Below are 17,410 nucleotides of genomic sequence, written 5' to 3'. Positions count from 1 at the left end.
TTACTCCTTGGGGATGGTGGTTTGGTTGGAAACTTTGCGGCGTGCAGCAGCGGGTGCGGCTGGTGCCACCGGGGTGCCTGGTGCGCTGTAGCGCGCCAGGATGTTCTGGAAGCCCGTGACGGAGCGCGCCATGGAGCCGGGGGTGCGCAGGAAGCGCGCCTCGTAGTGCAGTGCGAGGATCAGGCCGTGGATCTCGAAGAGCATCTGGTCGGCATTGGTGTCGGCCAGCAACTCGCCGCACTCCTTGCATTGCTCGATGGCGCGGCGCATGGCGGACAGCCAGGTGAGGACCGAGCTGGCCAGCGCGTCGCGCACAGGGCCGTTGCGGTCATCGAACTCGACCGCGCCGCTGATGTAGATGCAGCCCGAGTCGATTTCGATCGAGGTGCGCTTCATCCAGTTGTCGAACAGCGCGCTCAGGCGTGCCACGCCGCGCGGGGCCGCCATGGCGGGATAGAAGACCTCCTGCTCGAAGCGGGTGTGGTATTCGCGGATCACGGAGATCTGCAGTTCCTCGCGCGAGCCGAAATGGGCGAACACACCCGACTTGCTCATGCCCGTGACGTCGGCGAGGGCCCCGATGGACAGGCCTTCGAGCCCGATGTGCGTGGCCAGGCCCAGCGCCGCCTCGACGATGACCGCCTTGGTCTGCTGGCCTTTTTGCAGGGCGCGGCCGGTGCCGCTGCGCGCGCGCGGTATGCGGGTGACCGGGGTAGAGTCGGAGGTGGCGGGCATGCGTGCAAATAAAAACGAACGTTCGTACTATTCTGCAGCAAATTTGCCCTGCCACCAAAGGCCTCTCCAAAAATAGGGAGACCGTACCAAAACTTTGTTGCACGGCGGCGACCCGCGGTGCGTGGGCCCGGCCGCCCATGGCGCAAGGGAGCCGGCAGACCGGCCCTAACCCGGGGGCAAAGCCGCTCTCAGAGCATCAAGGCCAGGCTGGCGTCCAGGTGCTCGCTGGGCATGCGGCGAAAGCCCGAGCGCGCATAGCGCTGCAGGCGCCCCAGTGCAAACGCCGTGAGCACGCTGGCGGCCACCTGGGCGTCCACGGTCGGAGTGGCCGAGTCCGGGTTGGCCGGTCGCAGGCACTGGCGCAGCGTGGACTCGATGCGGTCGAAGAACTGGTTCATGCGCTGCTGCAGGCGCTCGTGCTCGAACACCAGGGCATCGCCGACCATCACGCGCACCATGCCGGGATTGCGCTCGCCGAACTGCAGCAGCACGGCGACGATGCGGGCGGCCTGGCGTCGGCCCACGTCCGCGGGCTGGTCCGGATCGGGGACCTCGCGGCCCGTGATCTGCTGCACCAGGGCGAAAACGGACTGTTCGATGAAGTCAATCAGCCCCTCGAACATCTGCGCCTTGCTGGCGAAGTGGCGGTAGAGCGCTGCCTCGCTCACCGACAGGCGCGATGCCAGGGCCGCCGTGGTGATGCGTTCGGCCCCCGGCTGCTCCAGCATCGTGGCCAGCATCTGCAGGATCTGCACCCGGCGCTCTCCGGGCTTGGGCCGCTTGCGTGCTGTGGAAGATTCCTCGGCATCGGCAGTGCTGGCTGGCTCGGTGGGCTGTGAAAGATCGGACATGCGCAAAGATGGTGTGAAGGCACGCAGGCCCCGCAAGGGCCCCGGCGCCCGGAGGCCCGTGGTTCCTGCCTCGGCGGCCGGTCTGCCGCAAACGGCAGGCCTCCGTCCAGCGGCAGGGCGTAAATCATGTGTGGAAATGATTCTCGCACAGCCCCCGGGGGTGGCTAGGCAAGCAGGTGGCGCTACAGCGGAAACACCACAGTCACCATCAGGCCGCGGCCCTGCGCTCCCGTACCCAAGGTCAACGAAGCGCGGTGCACGCGCGCGATCTCGTCGGCAATCGCCAGGCCCAGGCCCGTGCCCTCCCCCACCGTGCCCGGCACCCGGTAAAAGCGCTGCATCACCCGGGTGCGCTCGGCATCGGGCACCCCGGGGCCATCGTCTTCGACCTGCAGGAACACGCGCGGCGGCCCGCTCTTGCCCTGGCGCATACCGCAGCGGATGGTGACGATGCCCGAGGGCGGGGTGTATTTGATGGCGTTGTCCACCAGGTTGGACAACAGCTCGCGCAGCAGCCAGCCGTGGCCCGTGACGTGCACGGGCTGCACCTCGATCCCCAGATCCAGCCCTTTACCGGTCGCAGGGTCGAGAAAGGTCTCGAGCAGGGTCTCGCACAGGTCCTTGAGGTCCACGCGCTGCGGCTGCTGGGCATCGAGGCTGCGCGCATCGGCGCGCGACAGTGCGAGCAGCTGGTGCGCCAACTGCGACGTGCGGCGGGTGGCATTGCGCAGCTTCTCGATCTGGTCCACGCCCAGCACGATGGCGCCCTGCGTGCGCCCATCGGTAGACACGGGGCCCTTCTTGTCCGGGCCGGGCTGCGACTGCCGCTGCGGTGCCGCCGCCTTGGCCATCATGGCCCAGGCCTCAACCTGGGCCTGCAGGCCCGCCAGGGGCGTGCGCAGCTGGTGCGCCGCGTCGGCGACAAAGCGGCGCTGCCCTTCGGCCTGGGCGTTGACCAGGGCGAACAGGCGGTTGAGCGAATGCACCAGGGGGCGTACCTCGGAGGGTGAGGCGGCCTCGTCGATGGGGCTCAGATCGCGCGGTGAGCGGTGCTCCACGGCCTCGGCCAGGTCCACCAGCGGCTTGAAGGCCTGGCGCACGGCCCAGTGGATGGCCAGCGCGGCCGCCGCCACCAGCACCAGGTTGGGCAGCAGCACCCGCAGCAGGAGCTGTTGCGCCCACTGCTGGCGCGGATCCGATCCATCGGCCAGGGCCACCACCATCTCGCCCGCGCCCGTGCGACCCTTTTGCACCGCCACCCGGTAGGTCACGCCACCGTACTCCACACTGTGGAATTCAGGGGCTTGGGTGGTGGGCACGGCGCTGTGCACCCAGTCGTCGCCCAGCAGCAGCTTGCCCGAAGGGTCGCGCACGCTGTAGCCCGAAAAGCCGGCGTTCTGCCGCAGAAAATCCTCCAGCGGCGGCGCCAGCAGCAGCAAGGGCGGATCGTTGTCGCTGATGGCTGGGGCGAGCACCGAGTCGGACAGTGCCGGAAGCAGGCGCAGCAGGCGCTGGTCGTGCTGGCCGGCCGCCTCGTCGGCCGAGCGGTAGTCCAGCCAGACGCCGATGGTGGCCAGCACGCACAGGGGCAACACCAGCAGCAGCAGCAGCCGATTGCGCAGATCGGACGTCATGGCACGCAGTCCGGGCCGTCGCGCAGGAGGGATCCGGGGTTCCATGGTCGGGGCCGCGAGGAGGAAAATGAGGAAGGTTTCAGCCCGCCTGGAGTTCCAGCCGGTAACCAAACCCCCGGATCGAGCGCAAGGCCACGCCATGCGGCTCCAGCTTGCCGCGCAGGCGCGAGACATACACCTCGACCGCGTTGGGGGTGATCTCCTTGTCCCAGCCGGTGAGGGCCTGCAGCAGCTTGTCCTTGCTGGCGGGCTTGGGCGCGTTGATGAGCAGGTACTCGAGCACCGTCCATTCGCGCGGGCCCAGCTCGATCACCTGTTCGCTGCCGTCGGCGCGAACGCTGGCGCGCCGGCCGGCGGTATCGAGCTCCAGCGGCCCGAAGCTGAGCACGGCCGTGGTGGCGGCCTGCGAGCGGCGCAGCAGAGCGCGCAGGCGGGCCAGCAACTCGGGCAGCTCGAAGGGCTTGACCATGTAGTCGTCGGCCCCCAGGTCCAGGCCCTGCACCCGGTCGTGCAGGGCGTCGCGCGCCGTCAGGATCAGCACCGGCATCGAGGGGCTGGCCATGTCCGGGCGGCGCAGGCGCCGCGTGAGTTCGAGCCCATCCATCGCGGGCAGGCCGATGTCGATGATGGCGGCATCGAAGGATTCGACGCGAAGCACCTCTTCGGCGCGCTCGCCGCTGCCGACCCAATCGACTGCGTAGCCGGCATCGGACAGCCCCAGCTTGATGCCGCTGGCCACCATCACGTCGTCTTCGACCAGCAGCAGTCTCATTCCATCACCAGATTCAGTGGCTGCGGATCATCGTGCCGTAGGCCTGATCGGTCAGTATCTCAAGCAGCATGGCATGCGGCACGCGGCCGTCGATGATGTGCACCGCATGCACGCCGGCCTTGGCGGCGTCCAGCGCGCCGGCGATCTTGGGCAGCATGCCGCCCGAGATGGTGCCGTCGGCGAACAGCGCGTCGATCTCGCGCGCCGACAGATCGGTGAGCAGCTTGCCCTGCTTGTCCAGCACGCCGGGGGTGTTGGTCAGGAGCATCAGCTTCTCGGCCTGGAGCACGGTGGCCAGCTTGCTGGCGACCACGTCGGCATTGATGTTGTAGCTCTCGTTGTTCTCGCCGAAGCCGATGGGGCTGATGACGGGGATGAAGGCATCGTCCTGCAGCGCCTTGACCACGCTCGGGTCGATGGAAAGGATATCCCCCACCTGGCCCACGTCGTGCTCGACGCTCGGGTCCTTGGAATCCACCAGCTTGAGCTTCTGCGCCCGGATCATGCCGCCATCGCGCCCGGTCAGGCCCACGGCCTTGCCGCCGGCCTGGTTGATCAGGCCCACGATGTCCTGCTGCACTTCGCCCGCGAGCACCCACTCCACCACTTCCATGGTTTCGGCGTCGGTCACGCGCATGCCCTGCACGAACTCGCCCTTCTTGCCCAGGCGGTTCAGGGCGGTCTCGATCTGCGGGCCACCGCCGTGCACCACCACGGGGTTCATGCCCACGAGCTTGAGCAGCACCACGTCTTCGGCAAAGTCGGCCTGCAGGGCCGGGTCCGTCATGGCGTTGCCGCCGTACTTGATGACCATGGTCTTGCCATGGAACTTGCGGATATAGGGCAGCGCCTGGGCCAGAATTTCAGCCTTGTCGCGGGGCGCAATCGAGAGAAGATCGGTCATGGGGCGTGCCATCTGTTGAAAACGAGGATGCGCAAATTGTGCCGCATTCGCGGGCCGGTCCTGCAAGCAGTACCCGTGCATTCCGTTATCCATTGCACGGCCCACTGTTCACGCCCGCAAAAACTGGCGCACCCCATACCAGTGCTCCCGCGCAAGGGCCGCCCCGCCGCGCTGGGAGCGTTCCCCTCCCGACTCGCACAGCGAGTCGAGAGCGGTGGAAGGCGCGAAGCGACTCAGGGGGTGTTTACCGGCGCAGCCAGTCAGGCACCTTGAACCGCACGATGGCCAGGTAGGCCACCACGTAGCTGATGACGAACAGCCAGCAAAAGCCCATCAGCACCAGGGTGTTGTTCCAGAACAGGATGGCCGGTACCACAGTGAGCAGGGTGAAGCCCCAGAGGTAGGGCGAGGTGCGGTTGTTGCGCATGAGCACGCGGCGCGACTCATCGTCGTGGAACACGCCGCGCACGATGCGCCGGTAGATCAGTTGGTGAAAATGCAGCGCATCCGCCACCCCGGGCGAGACGCCGCGCACGGCCTTGCGGTAGATCGAGAACACGGTCTCCCAGACCGGGTAGATCAAGAGCAGCATGGGGAACCAGGGAGAGACATCGGCATTGCGCTGTACCAGGGAGATACTGGCCAGGGCAATGACGACGCCCCACACATAGGCTCCGCCATCGCCGGCAAACAGCATGCCCCTCGGGTAATTCCAGACCAGGAAGCCCCCGGTGGCCGCCGCCGTGGTCACGAGCAGGGCTGCTAGTGAGCGGTCACCCACCTGCAATGCCACGTGCGCGAGGGCCAGGCAGACGATGATGGCGACCATGCCGGCCAGGCCGTTGTAGCCATCGATGATGTTGAAGGCGTGGGGCAGGCCGGCCACGGCCAGTACCACGATGGCCAGGCCCAGCCAGGGGCAGGCCGACAACAGCATGTCGAACCAGGGCAGGCCGAAGCGGGGGATGGACAGATCCAGAAGAAAGATGGCCAGGAGCCCCGAGGCGCCGGTCAGGGCCAGGCGGTAGCGCACGGCCAGCCGCTGGGTCATGTCCTCGGCAATGCCGCCCAGCACCGCTGGCAGCAGCACCAGCAGCCAGCTGCCGACCCACCACCCCAGTTTGAGGGACCCCGGATCGCCCAGGAACGACTGCAGGATGCCCAGGCCCCAGGCACTCGCCAGGCCCAGCAGCAGAGCCGCGCCACCCAGGCGCGGTACATCCCCCATGTGAAAGCGTTGCGGCATGCCGTTTCCATAGGCGGATGCATGTCCCCGCACCCAGCGTACGACGAACCCTGCAGCCATCGCCGCCACCAGAAAACCCACCACAGACAACCAGATCATGAGGCGCCAATCGTAACTGCAGGGCCTGTGTCGGCAAGTAACCTCATGTACCCCTGCGTGCGGCTGGTCACACAAACGGCACCAATACACGCCAATGCAAATGCATCCCGATTGCATTGCCGCAGTCGGCCAGTCACCCTCTCTGCGCCAGCAGAAGCCGCTGCGGAACCGCAGAGGACGGTGGTTCGCGCCTGGCTCAAAGGGCCAGCCAGGTGTTGATCTCCGACACGCTGGCCGCGCGCTCGTCGCCCGCCAGGGACTGCAGGCGCAGGCGCGAAGCCACGTACAGGTAGCGGGCCTGGGCCAGATCGCGCAGCGCCGTGGTCTTTTGCTGCTCTGCGTTCAGCACGTCCAGCGTGGTACGGGCACCGGCCTTGAACGACATCTGGTTGGACAGCACGGCCTGCTCGGCCGAGCGTACGGCCTGTTCCAGCGCGCTGATGCGCACCACTCCCTCGGTCATGCCGCGGAACTCGCGGTGCACGCGCACGCTGAGATCCAGGCGCGCGGCCTCCAGCAGCTCACGCGCCCGCTCGGCACTAGCGACGGCCTGGCGCACTGTGGAATTGACATAGCCACCGGCGTAGATGGGAATGGTCAGTTGCAGACCGATGGACTTGTTGTCATAACGCGAATTGACGTTGGTGACGCTGTCGCTGCTGTTGCGCGACCACTGCGCGACCGCATCGAGCGTAGGCTTGTGCCCCGCTTTGGCCTTGTCGATCTCGAAATTTGCTGCCTCCAGCCGGGCGCGCAGGGCCTTGATGTCCGGGCTCGCCTGCTCGGCACGGGAAATCCAGTCGTCCAGCAGGTTGGGCATGGGTGCGCCTGGCTTGAAACGCGCCAGGTCCAGCCGCGCCAGGGTTCCCACCGGCTGCCCGGTGATGGTCTCCAGCTTGCGGCGGGTGAACTCCACGTTCTGCTGGACTTCCAGCTCCTGGGCATAGGTCATGTCCAGCCGGGCCTGCGCTTCGTCGATGTCGGTGCGTGTGCCGCTACCGGCCGAAAAGCTCTTCTTGGCGGCGTCGAGCTGGGTGGTGTAGGTGCTTTTCTGCGCGCCGATGAGCCCCAGTTGCTCCTCGGCCAACAAGGCCTCGAAGTAGGCTTCGCCCACGCGCACCACAAGGCCCTGCTCCGCGCTTTCCAGCGTGGCGTCCGCGTCCTGCACCACCGCCTCGGCCTGCTTGACCAGCGCGCCAATGAAGGGCCGGTATATCGGCTGGCGAATCGTCAGCGCCTGGTTGCCGCTGTAGTAGCGGTTGATGGTCGTGGAGGGCTCACCGAGAAAATTCTGCGTCCTGCTCGTGAGGTCGTTGTAATTGCGGCCCGCGCTGAGGGACACATTGGGCAGGCGCTGCGCCTGCGCCTGCGGCAGTTGCTCGCGGTTGGCATCGGCCGTTGCGCGCGAGGAGCGGATGGTCGCATCGTTGGCCACGGCCGCTTCATAGGCCTGGCGCAGGTCGATGGACCATGCCGGCGCTCCCACCAGCAGCCCGGCCACCGCGGCGGCCAGGCAGCCCAGGCGTGCGACCGGCCGGTGCCGGGCAGGGCCCGCAGCAGGCAGGAGGGGATGTCGTTGCGATGTCATGGCTTCACTCCTCGGTCATGGATGCCGCCAAGCGCTTGGTCAGCGGGTGCAGCAGGTAGGTCAGCATCGAGCGCTCGCCGGTCTTGAAGATCACTTCCACCGGCATGCCGGGCTGCAACTGGCGCTTGCCCAGCTTCTTGATGCCTTCGGGGGTCACCTGGATGCGTGCCAGGTAGTAGCTGACATTGGTCTGTGGCTCGGTGAGCAAGTCCCCGGAGATAGACACCACCTTCCCGTCCACCACCAGTTGGGGGGAATGGGCAAAGGAGGAGAAGCGCACGTCCACCGGCAATTCGGAGTGCACGCGATCGATAAGGTGCGGCGCCACATGCGCCTCCAGCAGCAGGGACGCATCCCTGGGCACGATGTCCATGAGCTTCTGTCCGGGAGAGATCACGCCACCCACGGTCTGGATGGCCAAGCCCACCACCTGGCCGGCTGCCGGCGCCTTGATCTCGGTGCGCCCCAGGTCGTCGGTGACGGCATGGAGCTTTTCGTTGTCCGACAGCACCTCGCGGCTCACCTCCGCCAGCTGGGTTTCCACTTCCTTGCGGTACTCCTGCTGGCGCGACAGGGCACGCTGGCGTAATTCACCGATAGCCCGGCGGCCCCGGATCGTGTTGCCCACCAGGTCGGCGATCGCGGTGCTGGAGTCGGCGACCATGCGCTCCATCTCCAACTGGCGATTGCGCGGCGCATAGCCTTCCTTGACCAGGCCACGCAGGTTACCCAGCTCTTCATTGAGCAGCGACAACTGGCTCTTGCGGCTGGCAAGCATGCCGTCATAGGCCTGCAGCAGGCCCTCCTGGCCCTGGATGCTTTCCTCGATGGATTGCAGGTCGGAGCGCAGCAGGCTGCGCCGGGTCTGGAACAGCTGCTCCTGGTTCTGCATTTGCTGGCGAATCAGCGGATCCGAGGCCGCGGCCTGGAGGTCGGCATGGAAGCTGATGCTGGGCAGATTGCCCTGCTCCGCCAGCAAACGCCCCTGCATGGCGCGCAGCCCCAGGTAGCGCTGGCGCACGGATTCATAGTTGGCACGTGCCACAGCCGAATCCAGGCGGATCAGCAACTGGCCTTCCTTGACCTCGTCGCCTTCGCGCACCAGCACTTCCTTGACGATGCCGCCGCTCAGGTGCTGCACCGCCTTGCGTTTGGTGTCGATGGCGACGATACCTGCGGCCGGAACGCCTTCGTCCAAAGGTGCGAAGGCAGCCCACAGCAAGAAGCCGCCAAAACCGATGGCCAGCGCCCACAGGCCCAGCCGGCCCGGCCGGGCCGAGCCGGCAGGCGAACGCATGGCCGCCTCGATGGCATCGAGCGAGGCTTCCGGCTTTTTATTCAAAGGAAACAATGATTTGACCATGTCAGTACCCGACAGAAAGAGGGTTCAATAAAACAGCGAGTGGCACCCGGGCGCGCACTCAGGCAGGTGTTGGTTGCAGTCCGCCCGTGGCGGCGGCAGGCGGCGGCGTTTGTGCGGCAGCCTGTGCACGCAGGGCATTCAGAATGGCATCGCGCGGCCCGTCCGCCTGGACCTCACCGTCCTGCAGAATCAGCAGGCGATCGGCAACCGCCAGAATCCCGGGCCTGTGCGTCACCAGGAACACGGTGCAGCCCCTGGCTTTGAGCTGCAGCACGCTTTGCACCAAGGCGGTTTCACCCACGTCATCCAGGTTGGCATTCGGCTCGTCCAACACCACCAGCACCGGATCGCCATAGACGGCCCGGGCCAGGCCCACACGCTGGCGCTGACCGCCTGAGAGCAGATTTCCCGCCTCGCCGATGGGCGTGTCATAGCCCTTGGGAAAACGCAGAATCATTTCGTGCAGGCCGGTGCTGCGCGCTGCGGCAATGACCTTCTCGGGATCGACCTCGCCGAAGCGGGCGATGTTCTCGGCAATCGTGCCTTCGAACAGCTCGATGTCCTGCGGCAGGTAGCCCAGATGGGGACCTAGTTCGTGGCGGTCCCAGCCATCGATGGGCAACCCGTCCAGCAGCACCTCGCCGGACACATTCGGCCAGATCCCCATGAGGCAACGTGCCAACGTGGATTTTCCCGAGCCCGAGGGGCCAAGGACCACCGTCACCGTGCCGGCCTGTACCGAAGTGCTCACACCCTTGAGGATAGGCAGGGGACGGCCCGGAGCAGTTGCAACAAGGTCGCGCACCGTGATTGCGCCCTTCGGAGCCACGCGGGACAAGGCCGGGTCGCGCTCGGGGTGGGTCTCCAGCAGCGATTCCAGGCGCCCGAAAGCCCCCCTCGCGCCGATGAAGCCGCGCCATGTTCCCACCAGCATGTCGATGGGCGCCAGCGCACGGCTCATCAGCACGTTGGCAGCAATCATGCCCCCGGGGGACAACTGGCCATCGATCACCAGCAGTGCGCCCAGGCCCAGCGCCAGAGACTGCTGACTGTAGCGGATGAATTTGCTCCAGGCGCTGATCTTGTGGGAAAGGGCCTGCGCATGGCCGTGCAGATCCAGGCCCTTGTCATGCCGCGCCTTCCAATGGGGCCGCAGGTTGTGCACCATGCCCATCGACTCCAGCACTTCAGCATTGCGCAGCTTGCTCTGCAGGTAGGTGCCCGATTCTGCAACGGCCCTGGATGCGGCCTCCGATGGCGCCACCGTGTGGCGATGGCCGAACCATGCCAGGGCACCCTGGATGGCGGCGAAGACCAGCGCCGCATAGCCCAGCACAGGGTGCAGGAAGAACAGCACGGCCAGGTAGATGGGCGCCCAGGGAATGTCGAAGAACGCCAGAATGCCATTGCCCGTGAGGAACTGGCGGATCTGGATGAGGTCGCTGAATGCGCGGGCCACCGAGGCACCGGACTGGCCCAGGCGCGACTCGAAGCTGGCATTGAACACGCGCGTGCCAAGGAGCCCGTCGAGCCGCACCCCCGCATGCACCAGCACGCGCGAACGCATCCATTCGGCAAAGGCCATCACAAGGAACAGAAACAGCGTGATCAGCGACATCGCGATCAGCGTCAGGTCACTGCGGCTGGACATCACGCGGTCGAAAATCTGCAGCATGTACATCGTAGGCGCCAGCATGAGCACGTTGGCCACCATGCTGAAGATGCCGACCACGATGAACTCCCTGCGGAAGGACCACAGGACCTCAGCCAGCTCGCTGCGGTGGAAAAAACCCGTCTTCTTCATGAATGTGAACTCGCGTGGGTATCAGGGTGCAGCCAGTGCGGATGCAGCTGGGCCGGGTTGTGGTGCCGGAGCCTGGGCCCCGGGCTGGGCCTGCTGTGCGGCCTTTTGCAGCGCTGCCAGCACTTCGTCGCGCGGGCCGAAGACCTGCTGGGTGCCATCGCGCAGCACCAGCAGCTTGTCCACCACAGCCAGTACACTCATGCGGTGGGTCATGATGACAAAGGTGGTACCGCGTGCCTTGGCCCCTTCGATCGCCAGGTTCAGAGCAGCATCGCCTTGCTCATCCAGGCTGGAGTTCGGTTCGTCGAGCACGACGAAGACCGGGTTACCATACAGCGCCCGCGCCAGCCCTACGCGCTGGCGTTGGCCACCCGACAGCCTGGCACCGTCCTGCCCGACCGGGTTGTCATACCCGTGCGGCAGGGAAAGAATGAATTCGTGCAGGCCCACGGCACGGGCAGCGGCCTCCACCTTGTCCATGTCCACATCGCCAAACCGGGCGATGTTCTCGGCCAGCGTGCCCTCGAACAGTTCCACGCCCTGGGGCAGATACCCCATGTAGGGACCCAGCTCTGCCTTGCTCCAGGCATGCACATCGGCACCGTCAAGCCGCACCTTGCCACCGGCGGCGGGCCACAGCCCGACCAGCAAGCGGGCCAGAGTGGTCTTGCCCGAAGCAGAGGGCCCCACCACGGCGAGCGCCTCTCCAGGGACCAGCGAAAAGCCAACCCCACGCAGGATGTGGCCAGGGGAGTTGGGGGCCGATGCAATCAGTTGCTCGACCTGCAGCAGGCCGCGCGGGGCGGGCAGTGCCATACCCTGCATCGGTGCCGGCAGGGCGGTCAGCAACTGGTCCAGCCGCATCCATGCATCCCGCGCGTGGACCACCGTTTGCCACTGCGCCACCACCTGCACCAGCGGGGCGAGCATGCGGCCCCCGAGAATGGAGGCAACGATCATCATCCCTGCACCGCCATTGAGCTCATTGCGCAACAGCAGCCAGCAGCCCATCCCCAGCAGCAGCGAACCCAGGACGTTCTGCACCAGCTTGGAGATGGCCTGGAAGCCGCCGGCACGCTCGGAGGCCAGGGCCTGCAACCGCAGGAATTCCTGCTGCTTGCCAAGCCAGCGCTTGTGCGTGTCACGCAGCATGCCCATGGATTCGATCACCTCGGCATTGCGCAAGGCGCCGTCGGCGTACTGCTGGGCAGCAATAGCGCTGCCATTGGCCTGCATCAACGGGGGTTTGGTAGCGCGCTCGTTGAACCACGCCACCGCCACCTGCACCACCCCGAACACCAGCGAAGTCCAGCCCAGCACGGGACTGATCATGAACAGCAGCACCATCATCACCAGTGCGATGGGCGTCTCCATCGCGGCCAGCAGGGCGGGCGAATACAGGAAGTCCCGCACGGAGCGGAAGTCATTGAGCGGCTGCTGCGAACCACCCGGCAAACGGCGCAGGCTCGCGTCAAAGATCACGCCGAAAACCCGGTTGCTCAGCGAATGGTCGAACTCGACGCTCGCAGCGCGCATCACCTCGCTTCGCGCCCACTCCAGCACCTCCATCAACACGTAGGCGCCCAGCACGATCAAGGTCAGCATCACCAAGGTCGTATGGTTGCGCGTGTTCACCACGCGGTCATACACCTCCAGCATGTAGCCCGACGGCGCCAGGATGAGAAGGCTGGAAAACACACTGAACCAGCCAGCGCGGACGAAGTAGGGCTGCAAGGACGATATGGCCTGGCGCAGTTCAGAGGGAGGGGCGTTGGGTTTCATACTGTCTCTCGGACCATGATGTATTCGGGAATTTCGCCGTCATGCGCGGGCATGTCCGGGCGCGCGTCCTTTCCCTCGGGCTCATCACCCAACAGGAACGACAACTCGTAGATGCCATCCGCACGCCTGGACAGCACAATCTCGCGCAGCTTCTTCTCATGGAAGCTCGCCTCGTCTTCTAGGCGCAGCGCGAGTTCAAAGCGCATGCGCCCATCGAGGGTGAACATGGACAGCTGCCCCGCCTTGACACTCAGCGTATGGCGGTCGAAGTACACCGGGCAGGTGTCGGCGAACTGCAGCAAGGGCAGCGGCTTGTCACCCAGGCGCGAAAGATTGAAGGGGCTGGCAGGGTGCTGAAAGACCAGGCGCCCTGTGCGGGACACGGAGTAGATGGCATTGCACACCATCTGCGAGCCCATCTCGGGAAACTGTTGCCGCAACGGCCGGTAGGTCAGGTGGTGCAGGGCCACCCTGTTCCACACCCGGGTCTGCTGCACGACGGGCGCAATGGCATTGCAGACCTTGGAAAAACCTGTCTGCAATGCGCGCAGCCGCTCCACCTGCTCGGGTGTAGCGTTCAGCGGTATGCGCAGGAAGGAATTCATATAGGAAGCGGAGTGTAGCAGTTCCTATATGAATTTTTCTATCGCAAACCAAGGCTTCCGACCCGCCGGAGTGACTTGCGTCACAGGGAACAGAAGGCGCGACCCGGATACCGGCTACGTGGCCCGGGGAAGAGCCGATGCCGAAGCACCTGGCGCCCGGCGTGGTCAGGCGTAGTCCAGCCCCCGCGAGCTCAGCCCTACGAGGTCGATATGGGCCGCATTGATGTCCAGATTGGCAACCGCCACCGTGAGCGAGGCATTGGTATAGGCACCCGACCGCACCAAACCGGCCAGCAACTGCACCGTGGCGGCATCGGCCGGCGACCCGACCACATTGCCGAACAGCAACGCCGCCACCTGCTCCGGCGTCGCCGAGGCGCCCAGCATGGCGTTCAGGCCCAGTTGCGCCAGTTGCAATTGCGATGCGCCCGAGTCGACCACGCCCAGCACCGCGCCCACCAGCTCCCGGCTGGCCAGCCCGGCCGGGCCGACCAGCGCCCCCAGCAGGCGCGCTGTCGTGCCGGCAGCCCCATCCAGGTCCAGCGCTACGGAGCGGTCCGAAAAACGCACGCGCTCGATCTGCAGCAAGGTGTCGGTACCGTCCCGTCCTGCCGTGCCATCGGCCAGTTGCCAGCCGCCGTCCTTGCGGGTCAGCGAGTAGCCGCCCCGGGCGCCATGCGCCACCAGGGTGTCCAGTCCGCCTGCGCCATTGAAGGTCTCATTGGCCTGGGTGCTGGTGAACACGTCCGGCCCGGCGGTGCCGCTGGGTTGGCTGGAGAAATTCAGCGTCGGCCCGTTCGTGGAATTCATGCCCCAGGTGCCGCCCAGTCCATCGCGCCCGTAGATCCAGTCCAGGGCCAGCAGGTCAAAGGCCTGGAAGGTGGTCTTGTAGGGGCCGGCCCGCGTGTACGACATGACGGTGTTGTTGGTATTGTCCTGCGCCGACGGAAGTGGCCGGGAGGAGTCGAACGGGTGCGCCAGTCCCAGCGCATGCCCCACTTCATGCAGCAGCACCTCGTACCCAGCACCACCCGCCGTAGGCTGGTTGTTGATGCCGGCATGCTCCACGTTGTCCAGGTACACCACCGATTCTGCATTGAGCTGGGTCAGGGTCTGGCTGCCGTTGTAGCTGTAGTTGTAGAAGGTGGAGGCCAGTCCGGCCGTCGATGCGCCCGGAATGTTCGTGGCCACGAAATGCAGATCGGCTTGGGCGGAACTGCCCACCTCGGCGAAGGTGATGCCCGTGACGGCCGCCGCATGCTGCAGTATCTGCCGCGTTGCCTGCTGCTGCGCCGCATTGAATGCCGTGATCGGACGCCCTGCATCCGAAGCCGCCACGCTTCCAGGGCTGGCATCGAAGGTGTAGTAAAGCACTTTGCGGCCATCGGGAAAGAAGTTCCACGGTGATGGCTTGTCCAGCAGGGCATCGGCCTGCGGATTACCGGAATACACGATGCGCTGGAGGTCGGAAACGGTGGCCATGGGCGGGCTTTCTAGCGAAAGGCCATATGCCGGATACCGCCCCGGCCCACCGCAAGGCAAGCCCCAAGCCGGGGAGGGACCGCGACATCTGACCGTAGGACAGGACGTCGCCTCACTCTACACCGGCGCCCCCACACGGACGATATGGAAAACCAATGGGCACCATTGCGTGGTGAGCGGCCCCTATCGCCAAAGCCTGGAACGCCACCAAGGAAAACGCCGCCGGGCCACGGTGCGGGCCGGGGCGGCGTGGGCGCAGCTTATGGAGCCTGGTTTATTGGCCTGCCGGCTTCTCGGCAGGCGCCTGACCTTGCGTCTTCGCGGCCTGGCGGAAGATGTTCTCCAGGTCGGCGCGCACTTTTTGAGGATCAAGTCCCGAGGACGGGGGCGTGGGGGTTTGGTTCGGTGTGTTGTTCATGCGCCCACGTTATCACCGCCACCCCGGCCTTGTCGCATTAACCCTGCAATGTCTCTGTTAAACAGGGGCTGCGCCCAGAAATGCTGGCCGCAAGGATTGGAGCATTTTGATCGGCCCAATGCCTTGCAGGAAGAGGCTCTCTTGCTCCCAAAACAGAAGCAAAAAGCGCTATCGCCGCCCTGCGGAACGGAACATACAGTCACCCCTTATACGATTGCGACGCAATGCGAGGCCCATTTACCCCGGCAATCCGGCCGGCCTGTCCCCTCATGGCCTACAGTGCAGGGCGGCCTCCCCCTATGGGTAACAATGGAGCGCCCTCCCCCGACCATCTCTTGGACATCCCGATTGCCTAGGCCCCTGACGCTTTCCATCGCCTCTCTCGTGTTGGCCATTGGCGCAGTGTTTGCGCTTTACGGAAACAGCCTGCAGCTGTGGTGGTGCTGTGACGATCCGGCCATCCTGCTGCATGCCCAGCGCTATGCACCGCTGGAGTACTTCACCGTGCCATCCGCGTGGAGGGCCCTGATACCCTTCAGCCTCACCCCCTGGCTCTCGCTCGCCTATGACCTGGACATGGCCCTGTTCGGCTACGAGCCCCGGGGGTTTTTCGTCCACCACCTGCTGACGCTGGCCGGATGCGCCTGGTTGCTGCACCGCATTGCCGCCCGCTGGGCGGGAGATGCCGCGGCGCTTGCAGCACCAGCCATTTTCCTGGTGGGCGTGCCAGTGGCCCAGGCGGCACAACTGCTCATGGTGCGGCAGTACCTGGAAGGCCTGCTGCTCTTCTTACTGGCCATCTGGTGGGCCGTGCGCGCCCTGGACGGCGGCCCCCGCCCGCTGCGCTGGCTGGCGGCCCTTGCCTTTGCCGCGGCCATCACGGCCAAGGAGGTTTTCGTCCCCCTGGGCTTCATTCCCTTGCTGCTGCCGATAGGCCGTTTCCGGCAGCGCCTGGCGGTGGCCTGGCCCTGGCTGCTCGCCATGGCACTGTACGTTCCCTGGCGGGGCTACATGCTGGGCACGCTGGTGGGCGGATACACGCCCGCAGCGGATTTCCCTGGAACCCTCCTCACCGATGCTGCGACGGCCTTCGCCATCGTTCCGGCCATGCTCTGGAGCGCCCCGTTGGTCGCACTTGCGGGCCTGGCGGTGCTGGCGGCGGCTGCCGCATGGCGGCATGGAAAGCCCCCGGGCGGGCTGCTTCTGTCCTGGGCCGTGTTGCTGCCGCTCTGGCTGTTTGCTCCGCTGCTGCCCCTGGTGCGCTTTCCAGGCCTGTCGGAGCGGTACTTCATCATCCCCTGGGCTGCGCTCTCCCTAGGCTGCGCCCTGGCGTTGGCGCACGCATGGCACGGCCGCCCCCGGTGGGTGCAGGCCGCGCTCCTGGCCGCCGTGCTGGCCGTGGTCGTGCCCGCCTGGCTGCAGTCCCGCCCTGTGGCTCAAGCCGCGTTGCCCGGCAACACCTTGTTCCGGGCCATTGGCAGCGCCTATCTGGAGCGTGATGCCCCCACTGCCATCTGGGGGGATCCAGCGGTGCCCGCCTGGTTTGTGCAGGGCCTGGAGCACCTGCGCCCGGCCATGGGGCGGACCGCCCCCCCTCCTTTATCGGTGGCCGACGAGTCGGACCTGGCAGCCTATGCGCAGGCCCCGTTCCCCCAGCCGGTCCTGCGCTACAACAACCAACAGCAAGGCATGGAGGACATCCACGCCGAGATCCCCGCCATGGTGCAGCGCTGGCGCGAGCGCCTGGCTCCCACGGAATTGTCCGTGGACGTTGGCTATGACGCCTACCGCCAGGCCTTGGAATGGAAGCTGGCTGCGCCGGCGGGCACCAGCTTTGCCGTGCTGTCCAATGGAACTGCGACGGCCGTGCCGGGCCAGGGCCAGCTCCGCATGGACAAGCAGCCGCATGGTTGCTTTCGCGTCCGCGTGACGCACGCGGATGGCCAGCTGTCCTACTCTCCTGTGCTGACATGGCCTGCCGCATCCGGCCCCGCGCACACTGCACCTGCACAGGGTGCTGCGGTTGCCCGCACGCGCTGGGCCGGACCTGGAGATCTTTTCAAGGACGCGCCAACAGCACCGTGCGCAGCGCTTACCGGCCGCTCCTCTCCTGCAGCCTGACGCGCC

The 17,410-nt window shown here is 66.1% G+C and carries 13 protein-coding genes; 1 reads left to right on the top strand and 12 read right to left on the bottom strand.

Features of this window, described 5'->3' with window-relative positions; genetic code table 11:
* The 12 genes from AC07X5_RS05630 to AC07X5_RS05575 form a co-directional block, all read right to left on the bottom strand.
* Positions 1 to 735 carry a TetR/AcrR family transcriptional regulator gene (locus tag AC07X5_RS05630; RefSeq protein ID WP_409958291.1) on the bottom strand — a complete coding sequence of 245 codons (735 nt, stop codon included), beginning with the start codon at positions 733 to 735 and terminating at the stop codon, positions 1 to 3.
* A 188-nt stretch (positions 736 to 923) separates the two neighbouring features.
* Positions 924 to 1,586, bottom strand: coding sequence for a nucleoid occlusion factor SlmA (gene slmA / locus AC07X5_RS05625; protein WP_494769329.1), 663 nt, complete (start codon positions 1,584 to 1,586; stop codon positions 924 to 926).
* Between the two features lie 182 nt (positions 1,587 to 1,768).
* A complete protein-coding gene (locus tag AC07X5_RS05620) occupies positions 1,769 to 3,220 on the bottom strand; it encodes a sensor histidine kinase (protein ID WP_409958295.1) in 1,452 nt (483 codons plus the stop codon).
* A 79-nt stretch (positions 3,221 to 3,299) separates the two neighbouring features.
* Entirely contained in the window at positions 3,300 to 3,992 is a 693-nt protein-coding gene (locus tag AC07X5_RS05615) for a response regulator transcription factor (protein ID WP_184858658.1), read from the bottom strand.
* Between the two features lie 13 nt (positions 3,993 to 4,005).
* Entirely contained in the window at positions 4,006 to 4,896 is an 891-nt protein-coding gene (argB, locus tag AC07X5_RS05610) for an acetylglutamate kinase (RefSeq protein WP_409958297.1), read from the bottom strand.
* A 244-nt stretch (positions 4,897 to 5,140) separates the two neighbouring features.
* Positions 5,141 to 6,241, bottom strand: a complete 1,101-nt coding sequence (locus AC07X5_RS05605) for an MraY family glycosyltransferase (protein ID WP_409958298.1) — start codon at positions 6,239 to 6,241, stop codon at positions 5,141 to 5,143.
* Positions 6,242 to 6,437: 196 nt separating this feature from the next.
* Entirely contained in the window at positions 6,438 to 7,829 is a 1,392-nt protein-coding gene (locus AC07X5_RS05600) for a TolC family outer membrane protein (RefSeq protein ID WP_409958300.1), read from the bottom strand.
* 4 nt (positions 7,830 to 7,833) lie between these two features.
* Positions 7,834 to 9,192, bottom strand: coding sequence for an HlyD family type I secretion periplasmic adaptor subunit (locus AC07X5_RS05595; protein ID WP_494769328.1), 1,359 nt, complete (start codon positions 9,190 to 9,192; stop codon positions 7,834 to 7,836).
* 58 nt (positions 9,193 to 9,250) lie between these two features.
* The gene (locus tag AC07X5_RS05590) at positions 9,251 to 10,996 is read right to left on the bottom strand and encodes a type I secretion system permease/ATPase (protein ID WP_494769327.1); all 1,746 of its coding nucleotides are present in this window, start codon (positions 10,994 to 10,996) and stop codon (positions 9,251 to 9,253) included.
* 21 nt (positions 10,997 to 11,017) lie between these two features.
* On the bottom strand, positions 11,018 to 12,778 hold the full coding sequence (locus AC07X5_RS05585) for a type I secretion system permease/ATPase (protein ID WP_494769326.1): 1,761 nt from the start codon (positions 12,776 to 12,778) through the stop codon (positions 11,018 to 11,020).
* Positions 12,775 to 13,383, bottom strand: a complete 609-nt coding sequence (locus tag AC07X5_RS05580) for a hypothetical protein (protein WP_494769325.1) — start codon at positions 13,381 to 13,383, stop codon at positions 12,775 to 12,777. Before AC07X5_RS05580 ends, AC07X5_RS05585 begins: the two co-directional genes overlap by 4 nt.
* A 165-nt stretch (positions 13,384 to 13,548) precedes the next feature.
* The gene (locus AC07X5_RS05575; protein ID WP_494769324.1) at positions 13,549 to 14,865 is read right to left on the bottom strand and encodes a M12 family metallo-peptidase; all 1,317 of its coding nucleotides are present in this window, start codon (positions 14,863 to 14,865) and stop codon (positions 13,549 to 13,551) included.
* An 802-nt stretch (positions 14,866 to 15,667) separates the two neighbouring features.
* Between AC07X5_RS05575 and AC07X5_RS05570 the strand changes: the two genes are divergently transcribed.
* Positions 15,668 to 17,404, top strand: a complete 1,737-nt coding sequence (locus tag AC07X5_RS05570) for a hypothetical protein (RefSeq protein WP_494769323.1) — start codon at positions 15,668 to 15,670, stop codon at positions 17,402 to 17,404.
* Positions 17,405 to 17,410 lie beyond the last annotated feature (6 nt).

The organism is Acidovorax sp. GW458-11-26-14-TSB4 (assembly GCF_059423865.1).
The sequence above is the reverse complement of the archived record's forward strand: the minus strand, read 5'-3'. Positions and strand labels throughout refer to the sequence as shown.

Coding starts and splice junctions, on each gene's coding strand:
- argB (WP_409958297.1), bottom strand. CDS start 4,896: ATGACCGATCTTCTCTCGATTGCGCCCCGCGACAAGGCTGAAATTCTG.
- AC07X5_RS05595 (WP_494769328.1), bottom strand. CDS start 9,192: ATGGTCAAATCATTGTTTCCTTTGAATAAAAAGCCGGAAGCCTCGCTC.
- AC07X5_RS05615 (WP_184858658.1), bottom strand. CDS start 3,992: ATGAGACTGCTGCTGGTCGAAGACGACGTGATGGTGGCCAGCGGCATC.
- AC07X5_RS05630 (WP_409958291.1), bottom strand. CDS start 735: ATGCCCGCCACCTCCGACTCTACCCCGGTCACCCGCATACCGCGCGCG.
- AC07X5_RS05585 (WP_494769326.1), bottom strand. CDS start 12,778: ATGAAACCCAACGCCCCTCCCTCTGAACTGCGCCAGGCCATATCGTCC.
- AC07X5_RS05575 (WP_494769324.1), bottom strand. CDS start 14,865: ATGGCCACCGTTTCCGACCTCCAGCGCATCGTGTATTCCGGTAATCCG.
- AC07X5_RS05580 (WP_494769325.1), bottom strand. CDS start 13,383: ATGAATTCCTTCCTGCGCATACCGCTGAACGCTACACCCGAGCAGGTG.
- AC07X5_RS05605 (WP_409958298.1), bottom strand. CDS start 6,241: ATGATCTGGTTGTCTGTGGTGGGTTTTCTGGTGGCGGCGATGGCTGCA.
- AC07X5_RS05590 (WP_494769327.1), bottom strand. CDS start 10,996: ATGAAGAAGACGGGTTTTTTCCACCGCAGCGAGCTGGCTGAGGTCCTG.
- slmA (WP_494769329.1), bottom strand. CDS start 1,586: ATGTCCGATCTTTCACAGCCCACCGAGCCAGCCAGCACTGCCGATGCC.
- AC07X5_RS05600 (WP_409958300.1), bottom strand. CDS start 7,829: ATGACATCGCAACGACATCCCCTCCTGCCTGCTGCGGGCCCTGCCCGG.
- AC07X5_RS05620 (WP_409958295.1), bottom strand. CDS start 3,220: ATGACGTCCGATCTGCGCAATCGGCTGCTGCTGCTGCTGGTGTTGCCC.